This is a genomic window from Candidatus Sodalis sp. SoCistrobi, assembly GCF_900143145.1.
Lineage (GTDB): Bacteria > Pseudomonadota > Gammaproteobacteria > Enterobacterales > Enterobacteriaceae > SoCistrobi.
In genome coordinates, this window is record NZ_FRDB01000103.1 from 1 (window position 1) to 10,053 (window position 10,053).

The following is a 10,053-nucleotide window of genomic DNA, read 5'->3' on the forward strand; positions in this document are numbered from 1 at the left end:
CATAGGTATCTACACATTTATCGTGATACCTGTTATTACTTTGCAGAATGATTTCAACCTATCTGTTGGCGGGATTGACTCTCGCCTTACCCGCCGATATCAGACGCTGGTTAAACAGCATATGACGCCCGCGGCTCTTCTTGCTTCTGCGGTTAAAGACCTCGCAAGTGCTCAAAAATCAACTTTCGCAACTACCCAAGCTGTCTGGCGTTTTCTGAATAATAAGCGAATTAGCTTCAGTCAACTCAATGAGCCAATTATTTCGCTAGCACTTGAGCAAATTTCGCTTAGCCCGCATCCATACGCTCTCGTTGTTCATGATTGGTCACGTTTACAATTTCTTTACCATCATGCCAAATACGGACGCTTAAAAATGACGCACGGTGGCGATGTTGGATATGAACTTCAAAGCAGCTTGCTGGTTGATGCTGGCACGGGTTTGCCAATAGCGCCTCTATCTCAGACACTTACCGATGCAACCGGTTGTCATTCAACGTTGGCGGAAGGACTGTCCGAACGGCAGACACATATGGACGCCTTGACGACCGATATTGCCCGTGTGGAATCGCTTAATATAGGTAAAAAGCTGATTCATATAATTGATAGAGAGGGTGACTCTATTGGACATATGCGGACGTTGAGTACTCAAGGAATATGCTGGCTTATCCGAGGAAAAGAAGGACATGGTGCAGAGTGGCAAGGTAATTCATTGAAAATTGGTGAGATTGCTGCTCTTCTGCCATACAACGGATGCGGACAGGTAGACTGGAAAGGGAAAAAAGCTGATATGGAAATCAGTGAAACCTCGATAGTCATAACCCGAGCTGCGCAGCAGAAGCGTAAAGATAAAGAAACCGGCCGCCGCATAAAAATCCAACCTGGAGAGCCTCTGACGGTCAGATTGGTTGTTGTTCGGCTTACGGATGATCTCGGTAATGTGGTGGGACGCTGGACGCTGCTTACAAACGTTTGCAGCGAGATCACCTGCGAGGAAGTAGCTCGTTGGTATTACTGGCGCTGGAATATTGAATCATTTTTTAAGTTGCTGAAAGGTGCCGGACATGACGTAGAAACATGGCTTCAGCGCAGCGCGCCAGCCGTACTACGCAGGTTGTTAATAGCCAGTATGGCTGCTGTTCTGGTATGGCGGCTGCAACGCGCTGAAGGAGAAGAAAATGCGGCAGCCCGCCAGCTGATATGTCGCTTGTCAGGACGACAGCAAAAGCGAGGCCGCAGAGAGAGCGCTCCTGCTCTGCTCGCTGGCCTATCCATCTTGTTGAATACACTAAAATTATTATCGGAATATAGTCTGGAAGAACTTACTCATTTAGCGAGAGTTGCTCTTAAGCCTCCTCCCTGATGTGTAGATACCTATGCTCTAGCAGACTGCTCACGACCTGATAATGACTGTCGGTACTGCTATGGACAAACAGGGCATCACACTGCTGGGCCAGTTCATCAATTCGCGTGTAATAGGGGATGCGATAACTGTCGCAAAGCGGCTGCGCCCGCTGCTGATTGGGTGAAAAGGCGCCCACCAGACGCCAGCGGGCGGCGTTGCTCAACAGCGGCAAATACACTTTTTGCGCAATGCCGCCCAAGCCGATTATACCAATGCGTAATGTCATACCCCTCCCCTGAGGCATCAACGTCCGGGCGTCCATCCGCTCTGTGAGTGAGCGCCATCAAAACATGATCGCGCCACTGGCCATCGATCAATAAATAATCTTTTGCGTAACCTTCACGGATAAAACCGAGCCGCGCCAGTAAACTGCCGCTGCGATGATTGTGCGGCATATAGTTAGCCATTATTCGGTGCATATGCTGCTGCCGCTGCATATAACGGATCGCGGCCTGCAGCGCTTCAAACATCAGCCCCTGCCCTTGCCACATTTCCCCTAACGAATAGCCGAGAAAACACGCATGAAATGAACCGCGCAACACATTACTGAAATTCGCCACGCCACGGATTTCCGTTTCCAACGGATCGAGCAGGACAAAATAATATGCGCTGCCCTGGCGATGCATTTCATTGATCATCCCCAAACGCGCCTGCCAGCCGGAGGGATAACAATGACTGTCGTCGCGAATCGGCTCCCAGGGTTTGAGGTAATCCCGATTGCCCGCGTAGTACTCCGCCAGACGGTAATCGTCCCGTTCATTGGCCAGACGTACCACCAGCCGGTCGGTGACCAGTCGCACCTTTGGCGACGCTGCGCGATAGCCAAACATCTTTCCTCCACCCTCCCGTTTTACAGACTCTCACCGGCGCGAAGGTCGATGTTGAGGCCTCAAACACCCCGCCGCCGATCTCCCTAAGCCTCATGCCGCGTTTTATGCTGACCGGGGCGCTGCGCCACTTATAAAAAATAATATAATGTTGATAATAAATTATATGCTTTGCTAATTCCGCGCTATTAAAAAATATCATCCCTAAGCACACTATCGCTAAACAAATATTCCGGTCAGAATAGGCTGTCCTCATAGCCTTTATTGCATCTTAGGGTGAAGCATGTCGTCGGTCTCGCAAGCTCGGAGCTTGGGTAAATATTTTCTGTTAATGGATAATATGCTGGTGGTAATGGGCTTTTATGTGGTCTTCCCGCTCATTTCCATCCGTTTTGTGGATCAACTCGGCTGGGCCGCGCTGCTGGTGGGCATTGCGCTGGGCCTGCGACAATTTATCCAGCAGGGGCTGGGGATTTTTGGCGGCGCCTTCGCCGACAGACTAGGGGCAAAGCCGATGATTATCGCCGGTATGCTGATGCGCGCCCTGGGGTTTGTCTTGATGGGCATAGCCGATGAACCCTGGCTGTTGTGGCTTTCCTGCGCGCTTTCCGCGCTCGGGGGCACCTTGTTCGATCCGCCCCGGACGGCGCTGGTGATCAAATTGACGCGTCCGTGGGAGCGTGGCCGCTTCTATTCGCTATTGATGATGCAAGATAGCGCCTGCGCCGTTATCGGCGCGCTGCTCGGCAGTTGGCTGTTGCGCTATGATTTCAAGCTGGTCTGCCTGGCCGGCGCGGTGCTGTTTGTGTTTGCCGCCATCTTCAATGCCTGGTTGCTGCCGGGTTATCGCATTTCCACCGTGCGGTCGCCTATGCTGGAAGGGATGCGCCGGGTGCTGCGCGACCACCGTTTTGTCACCTATGTCCTGACCTTGACCGGCTATTACATGCTGTCGGTGCAGGTGATGTTAATGCTGCCGATTCGTGTCAATGAGGTTGCCGGACAGCCGGCGGCGGTGAAATGGATGTACGCTATCGAAGCGGCGCTGTCGCTGTCGTTGCTCTACCCCATTGCCCGCTGGAGCGAAAAGCGCTTCAGGCTGGAAACCCGCCTGATGGCGGGATTGACCGTTATGCTCTTGAGCCTGTTTCCCATCGGTCTGATTGAGGATCTGCGCGCCCTGTTTATGCTGATTGGCCTGTTTTATATTGGTTCAATCATTGCCGAACCCGCGCGCGAAACGCTGGGCGCCTCGCTGGCGGATAACCGCGCCCGCGGCAGCTATATGGGATTTAGCCGGCTGGGCCTGGCACTCGGCGGCGCTATCGGCTATAGCGGCGGCGGTTGGCTGTATGATGTCGGCAACCGGCTTGAGATCCCGCAGCTTCCCTGGTTCATGCTGGGGCTGATAGGCTTTATCACTCTGCTGGGCTTATATCGTCAATTCCAGCAGCGCCCTATCGAGCCCGCGATGCTCAACGGCCGCGGCGAAGGCTCCTAACTACGCATCTGACCTCAACCCGCGCTCTTCTGTGCGGCGCTGCGGTTGATCCCACGCGAAATGTTACCCATACTTTATTTTCAAAGTATCTTGTCGGCGCAACAGGCGCCGACACACCACGGGAGGTGTGCCGACAATATGAAATTATACATCTATGAGCACTGCCCTTTTTGCGTCAAAGCCCGGATGATTTTTGGCCTCAAAAATATTCCCATCGCGCTGGAAGTCTTGGCGAATGATGATGAGAACACCCCCATTTCGATGGTAGGTCAAAAAATGGTGCCAATTTTGCGAAAAGAAGACGGCAGCTTTATGCCGGAAAGCATGGATATCGTGCATTATGTCGACCAACTCGATCGGCAGCCGCTGTTGACCGGTCCAACCCAGCCCGCTATCGGCAAATGGCTGAAAGACATGAGCGACACCGCCCAGCGCCTGTTGCTGCCGCGTTTCGTGCGCGCAAGCCTGGAAGAATTCGCCACCGAGCAGGCCCGCCAGTATTTCATCAAAAAGAAACAGGCCAGCATGGGGGATTTTGCTCAACTGCTGGATCACACGCCGGGTTTAGTGAAAAAAATCAGCCAGCAGCTGCGCGAGTTGGATCCGCTCATAAAACAACCCAATGCCTGCAACGGCGAATTGTCTGAAGACGATATTCACCTGTTTCCCTGGCTACGTTCGTTGACTATCGTCGCCGGTATCGACTGGCCTACCCGCGTCGCTGATTATCGCGATAATATGGCCAAACAAACGCAGGTCAACCTGCTTTCCAGCATGGCGCAATGACTTGCACCGGTTGGCCTGCCAGCCAGCCAACATAGGGTATCGCCTCTCGACACGGCGTTTCAGCCCGTCGGCATGGCGCTTTAATCTGCACCGGGTTGGCCTATCCGCCTGTCGGCATGGGGTAGTAGCCGGCGTAAAGATAGCGCAATAGCCCGCATCGGTAACGTCCCGCCCGGGGCGTTGCCCATCCCTGACCCCACCGCATTTGTGTTATGCTTGGCCAATCCTCGCGGTGAGGATGTAACAACAATGGGGAAGGAATGAAACCAGGTAAACGCTTTGCGCTGGCGGTGGTGGCCTGCGGCCTGCTGCTGAGCGGCTGTAATAGGTTGACGCATTACAGTCTCAGCGAACAGAAAGTGAATGACTATCTGCAACAGCACAATGACTTTCACAAATCCATCGGTATTCCGGGCCTTATCTCGGCCGATATCGTGTTGCAAGATCTACACAGCCAAATTGGCAGGGAAGAGCCCGGCACGGTCACCTTGGCCGGCAATGCCCGCTTCAACGTCGTTTCTCTGATCGGATCGCAGCAGGCCGACGTCAAGCTGACGCTAAAAGCGCAGCCCTATTATGACGTTGAACAAGGGGCGATTTATCTCAAAGATATGCAGTTGGTTCACTATGAGGTCAATCCGGAAAAACTCACCGGCACGCTGCGTACGCTGGAACCTTATCTGCAACAGTCGCTTAAAAGCTGGTTTGATACCCAGCCGGCCTATCGCTTAGACGCCAGCCGCAGCAAAAGCGAGGCGCTGGCGAAAAAACTGGCGAGAGGGCTCGAGGTCAAGCCCGGCGAGCTGGTGATTCCGTTTACCCGCTGATCCCGCGGCGGCAAGCCCGGCAGGCATTACGGTTTTCCTTCTAGGCCAGACTGGCCCACCGTAAGCGGCGTCAACGTGAGGGAGCGGGCGCAATGCTGAGACGAATCGTCATCCGGCGTCCCCCTAAAAACGGCAGGAAATGATGGGGACTCCGGGCGCGTCGCCACTCTGATTGACTCGTTAAGGCGTAAGCTATTTCAGATTATAACGCCAGCGATTGCCTAGCACCGCTTTTCTCCGCAGCCCACTACCCTTGAAGCTGTACGTCGGCGCCCAGTTCATCACGTAATTCAGGCAACGCTTCCCGGCAGAGGATCGCCAATGCACGATAAAATCCTGTGTCGGCTTGTGCTTCCACTTTGTCAAGAAACCGTTCGCTCCAGGTCAGAATAAAACGGTCAAACAGCTCTCGCTGCGCTTCGGTTTCGTCCTGTTGCGCCTGATCTTCAAGCCAGGATCCCGCCAGCAACAATGCGCCGAAATGGTCGGTCGACTTATCGCCGCAGGGCATACCGCGAGCAAGCAGAAACGCGCGAATTTCGCCTTCATCAGCGTCAAGCCAGTCGGAGCGGTAGGGGGAAACCTTGGGAGCATCGCCGCAAAACAACGCCATAAAGTCCTGCTGCAGCACGTCGGGAACACATGCTTGCTGCATGGACGTAAGCCACGCATCCTGTTTCAGCGGCCAGTGTTCGGCCAGCTTATTCTGCGCGATAAGCGTCAGCAACGGCGCCAGCACCTCATCCTGCGGCTGACGATAAAACAAGGTACCGATAACCCGGCACACCAGCGAAAAATCATTCATTTTAATACCTATAGCGGTTAACCGGCGCAGACAGTGTCATAGATTAACCTAATGCGCAATGTCGGCGCCCCATCGGTGTAGCAAAAATATCGCCGTGACGCCTACTGGGTTTCATAAGCCTAGTGTTTTCGCCCAGAAACACGTCACAGATCCCTGCCCCCGCCGGCATCAATGAAGCTGCCAGACAGCAACGGCGCAAAACCTCAAGATTCGACGTCGCTTGCCCAGCATCAACCGCTGGGGGGTCCCCGTTTCCACGCGTGCAGCTGAACGAATAACTAAAAAAGGTTAAACAGTAACGTTGATCAAGTTTAACAAATAACTCCCGGTGACTATCGGGCGGAAAAATCCTAAATTACTCCAGTTTTTCTTAGCTATTTAACACCCCTTTTACCGGTCGTTTGGCAGCGCACAAGTTAGTGAAAACGAGGTATTTCGTCGCGTGGAGGATATTTCACGCGGCAAAGCCGTTAGGATAATACTCAAATATTTTATGTAAAATTGATGAAATGGACGCCCGCCCGCGGCTTGCATTCATAATAGCACCGGACGACGGCGGATAATGAATATCACTATTTAAGCGAATGCAGGCAGCATAAAACACTGCACATTTTCTTACCCTGCCGATAAAATACGAAGCTGGACATGAAATTTCACGTAATCCTGATAAAAACCAAAGCAAGCGTTATCGTTACAAAATTAATTTCATTATTAATGTGAAAACATTAAAAATCATTAAGTTGAATATTTTATATTTAATTTCACAAAATCAGCCAAAAACCCATTGCAAAATTATTTTTTTGAGCCAATTATCTTTGGATAAATATCATACAAAATCGTATTGCAACCCGGATAAATCCATACCGTTCTGTCAATAGCGCCTGAAAGTTAAAAAGAATAATTTGACTAAAAAATTAAGAATTATTACCCTAACAGCTTGCCAAGCCTTCTACTAACTTTGATTAGCCTTCACACCCACTCATCTTCATAGGAGGATTTATGTGTCATTACGCTTAAAAAAATGAAAATCATGTCATCTAATTAAATTAATTGAGTTTTCATTTTCATGTATAGCTTATGAGAAAGCATTACGATAAGAAAAAAAATATCTGAGGTACTTTTAAATGAAACTTACAGAAACTATTACCGTCGATAACCTTGATGTAAAAGTCGCCCCCGATCTACATACCCGGCTTCGTTGGAAAGAGTACCAAATATTGAGCCTATTGGTAAAAAACTCGCCTAAAGCCGTTACGCGAGGAGAGTTTGTTAATCAAATTTGGAAAGGAACCTATTGCTCTGATTCTACAATCAATCAAACAATAAAATCTATCCGTAAAAAAAATAGGCGACAAAGAACACGAAATTATAAAAACTGTCCCGCGTGTTGGCTATATTATCGAAGAGAAACATCGATTTGATATGCATTCTAGCCCGCCTTATACCCTGCCCGGAAGCGAGGCGGATAGCCAAGCCGACCGCCAACAGCCATCCCTTCAGTCTGAACAGGCATCAGCGGCACAGCCGGTCCCCAGAGTGATTGACGAACTTTATATGGATCCCTCTGATCATACAGAGCCGGTATGGGCGCTACCGGCCCATGCCAAAACGCCCGCGGACCTTTATCAAGATGCTTACCCCGATAAAAGTTTACAGGGAATGGGCGTCTGGCGTTATCTGTTTTCTCTGACACAACGACTCTATTATCAAAAACGTAAAATAGTCTTAGTGAGTCTGACAATCTGTATATTGATGGCTACCGCCTTGACCTACTTATTTAACAAGAATATTTCGCTTGCTGGCGGTGAAGATGAGAAAGCAGACTGGCAAGACCTTAGTACTTTATCCGCCACCTGTTCGGTCAATGATAATCCTCTTTTACTTCATTCAAACCGTTGCGTAGGCGCGAGCGGTGGCTTGGAAGACGCCTACTTTTATTGCAATCCCAGTGCGGCACGTTAATACTCTCAGCGCACATTGGTGAAAAACCCGCTTTGGCGGGTTTTTTCACATATGAAATCGGGCTGCTGATCATTTCATCATAATCTCAAATGAAATATGAAATGAAATCACCTCGACTGAAATTTATTTCACAGTAATTTCAGTTGTTCGTGCTGACGACGAGATATAGTTATATTGCAACAGCGTGAAATATTCGTCACCGCAGCTTAACCTAAGCGTCGCAGCAGACAGTCTTGCCTGCGAGCAGACAACCTTGCCTGCGGTTTATTTTCACTCATTATGAAATGGTATCTATGACGGCGATTATTTTTAATACATTCTGGATCATTCTTGAAAAATTGTGCTTTGCCGGGGGAGGTATCATCTCTGCCATGTTTGTCGCCCGTTACTTGGGGCCGGCTAATTTTGGCGCCTTTAGCTATTTATTGTCTATCGTTATCCTGATCATGCCTTTTGTTCAGCTAGGGAGCGATAACATCCTTTTTAATCGCATTGCCAAGAACAGATATTCCGGCATGCGGCTAATGACGGCATCTGTAAAGTTAAAATTTAAAATGTTTATGCTCTTCAGTGCCGCGTTAATGATATGGGCATCGCTAAACCTAAAGCATAATGAGGTTGTGATTCTGGCCCTGCTGTTGTTGAGCACGTTTTTCAGCATCCATGATATTTACAAAATTTTCTTTGATGCCACTCTACGATCCAAAATAAATCTTATTATCAACAACTGTGCTCTTATACTGTTTATCATTCTTAACCTCACCTTTGTCTACCTAAAATTGAGCCTGGTGTGGTTTGCCGTCGCCTATGTTGTGGCCCGCAGTTTTGTGCCCTTCATGATTCGCAGGTTACTATTCAGTTATTCACAAAAGACGTTAAATCGTCTAGTTAAAATGAAATTAACGCCACGGCATATTAAAAAATATCATTTATATCTTTTGCAGGTCGGCTTTCCATTGGCCATCTCCAGCTTATCCATTGTGATTTATACGCGCATTGATCAAATTATGCTGGCGAAGTATCTGGGGAGTTATGCCGTCGGCTTATACAGTGCGGCGCAATCTATTACCCAAGGCTGGGCGATTATTCCATCCGCGCTGGTGACATCCATGATGTCGACCATTGTCAGAGAAAAAAGTAGCAGCAAGGCCGATGAGCTGATCCATTTGCTGTATGTGATAGCCATCAGCACATTTATCCCCGTCATCGCCGTGGTCAGCCTGCTAAGCGGGCCCATTATCGATCTGATCTACGGCAAAGCCTATCACGCCGCCGCGGGCATTTTGCTGATAGGCGCGGTTACCACCTGCTTTAGCGTGATGGGCACCGTGGCTTATCGGGTGATCATCATGAATGCCGGATTTCGTTTTGTTGCGGTCAAGATGCCGCTTATCGCCGTACTCAACATCGCCCTCAATAGCTATCTCATCCCCTTATATGGAATAAAAGGAGCAGCATTCGCCACGTTACTTTCAGAATTTTCATCACTCTTCATACTCAATGCCTTCTTTAGAAAAGGCCTCATTACCAGCCAGATCTTATCCTCCTACAAGAGTATACCTTTGTTAATTTCTGAGGTTAAACATTATGCTAAATCCAATCGCTAAGACAGCCACAAAGTTTCTGCCGGACCTGCTCTATCATCAACTGAAATATTCACGGCTTTTTAAAAAGTGAATAACCCCGAGTTTATTAGAGAGTAATTTTGGCAATACTACGCCGCTTCCTCTGATGCTAATTGCAAAGCGTAATAGTTCATTTCGGCTTCAGTAGGAGGGATGTAACCCAGCCGCCCGAGCAGCCTTCTGTTGTTGTACCAGTCCACCCAGTCCAGCGTGGCCAACTCCACTTCCGTCCGGTTTTTCCAGCTCCCGCGGTGGATAACCTCCGTTTTGTACAACCCGTTGATACTCTCTGCCATCGCATTATCGTAGGAGTCGCCG

Annotated in this window: 9 protein-coding genes and 2 pseudogenes; 7 read left to right on the plus strand and 4 right to left on the minus strand. The window is 49.6% G+C overall.

The window, feature by feature from the left end:
* The coding region (locus tag CINSTRO3249_RS08555) for a flagellar biosynthesis protein FlhF (RefSeq protein WP_254304262.1) at window positions 1-1,360 on the plus strand (1,360 nt) is incomplete at its 5' end.
* Window positions 1,361-1,376: 16 nt separating this feature from the next.
* Here CINSTRO3249_RS08555 and CINSTRO3249_RS08560 read toward each other — a convergent pair.
* Window positions 1,377-1,646 (minus strand): annotated as a pseudogene (locus CINSTRO3249_RS08560) (Gfo/Idh/MocA family oxidoreductase); the annotation flags it as partial.
* Window positions 1,646-2,232 (minus strand): annotated as a pseudogene (gene rimJ / locus CINSTRO3249_RS08565) (ribosomal protein S5-alanine N-acetyltransferase). The pseudogenes CINSTRO3249_RS08560 and rimJ, both read right to left, overlap by 1 nt.
* Before the next feature lie 280 nt (window positions 2,233-2,512).
* Between rimJ and mdtH the strand changes: the two are divergent.
* The 3 genes from mdtH to CINSTRO3249_RS08580 all read left to right on the plus strand — a co-directional run bounded on the left by mdtH (window position 2,513) and on the right by CINSTRO3249_RS08580 (window position 5,343).
* Entirely contained in the window at window positions 2,513-3,730 is a 1,218-nt protein-coding gene (gene mdtH / locus CINSTRO3249_RS08570; RefSeq protein WP_074012971.1) for a multidrug efflux MFS transporter MdtH, read from the plus strand.
* Between the two features lie 138 nt (window positions 3,731-3,868).
* Window positions 3,869-4,516, plus strand: coding sequence for a glutaredoxin 2 (gene grxB / locus CINSTRO3249_RS08575; protein WP_074012972.1), 648 nt, complete (start codon window positions 3,869-3,871; stop codon window positions 4,514-4,516).
* A gap of 260 nt (window positions 4,517-4,776) precedes the next feature.
* Window positions 4,777-5,343 (plus strand): lipoprotein, encoded by a 567-nt coding sequence (locus CINSTRO3249_RS08580; RefSeq protein ID WP_074012973.1) that lies wholly within the window; start codon window positions 4,777-4,779, stop codon window positions 5,341-5,343.
* A gap of 247 nt (window positions 5,344-5,590) precedes the next feature.
* Here CINSTRO3249_RS08580 and CINSTRO3249_RS08585 read toward each other — a convergent pair whose 3' ends face one another.
* A complete protein-coding gene (locus CINSTRO3249_RS08585; RefSeq protein WP_074012974.1) occupies window positions 5,591-6,148 on the minus strand; it encodes a TorD/DmsD family molecular chaperone in 558 nt (185 codons plus the stop codon).
* A gap of 1,124 nt (window positions 6,149-7,272) precedes the next feature.
* Here CINSTRO3249_RS08585 and CINSTRO3249_RS17605 point away from each other — a divergent pair.
* The 3 genes from CINSTRO3249_RS17605 to CINSTRO3249_RS08600 all read left to right on the plus strand — a co-directional run bounded on the left by CINSTRO3249_RS17605 (window position 7,273) and on the right by CINSTRO3249_RS08600 (window position 9,717).
* Entirely contained in the window at window positions 7,273-7,569 is a 297-nt protein-coding gene (locus CINSTRO3249_RS17605; protein WP_074012975.1) for a winged helix-turn-helix domain-containing protein, read from the plus strand.
* A 115-nt stretch (window positions 7,570-7,684) separates the two neighbouring features.
* On the plus strand, window positions 7,685-8,110 hold the full coding sequence (locus CINSTRO3249_RS17610) for a hypothetical protein (RefSeq protein WP_074012976.1): 426 nt from the start codon (window positions 7,685-7,687) through the stop codon (window positions 8,108-8,110).
* A gap of 293 nt (window positions 8,111-8,403) precedes the next feature.
* Window positions 8,404-9,717, plus strand: coding sequence for a flippase (locus CINSTRO3249_RS08600; RefSeq protein ID WP_074012977.1), 1,314 nt, complete (start codon window positions 8,404-8,406; stop codon window positions 9,715-9,717).
* A 107-nt stretch (window positions 9,718-9,824) separates the two neighbouring features.
* Here the strand turns inward: CINSTRO3249_RS08600 and CINSTRO3249_RS08605 are convergent.
* Window positions 9,825-10,053, minus strand: a 229-nt coding sequence (locus CINSTRO3249_RS08605; protein ID WP_143146879.1) for an integrase core domain-containing protein, incomplete at its 5' end; no start/stop codon positions are given.

Bases quoted from the DNA above. Each gene is read 5' to 3' on its own strand.
- mdtH (WP_074012971.1), top strand. From the start codon at position 2,513: ATGTCGTCGGTCTCGCAAGCTCGGAGCTTGGGTAAATATTTTCTGTTA.
- grxB (WP_074012972.1), top strand. From the start codon at position 3,869: ATGAAATTATACATCTATGAGCACTGCCCTTTTTGCGTCAAAGCCCGG.
- CINSTRO3249_RS08580 (WP_074012973.1), top strand. From the start codon at position 4,777: ATGAAACCAGGTAAACGCTTTGCGCTGGCGGTGGTGGCCTGCGGCCTG.
- CINSTRO3249_RS08585 (WP_074012974.1), bottom strand. From the start codon at position 6,148: ATGAATGATTTTTCGCTGGTGTGCCGGGTTATCGGTACCTTGTTTTAT.
- CINSTRO3249_RS17605 (WP_074012975.1), top strand. From the start codon at position 7,273: ATGAAACTTACAGAAACTATTACCGTCGATAACCTTGATGTAAAAGTC.
- CINSTRO3249_RS08600 (WP_074012977.1), top strand. From the start codon at position 8,404: ATGACGGCGATTATTTTTAATACATTCTGGATCATTCTTGAAAAATTG.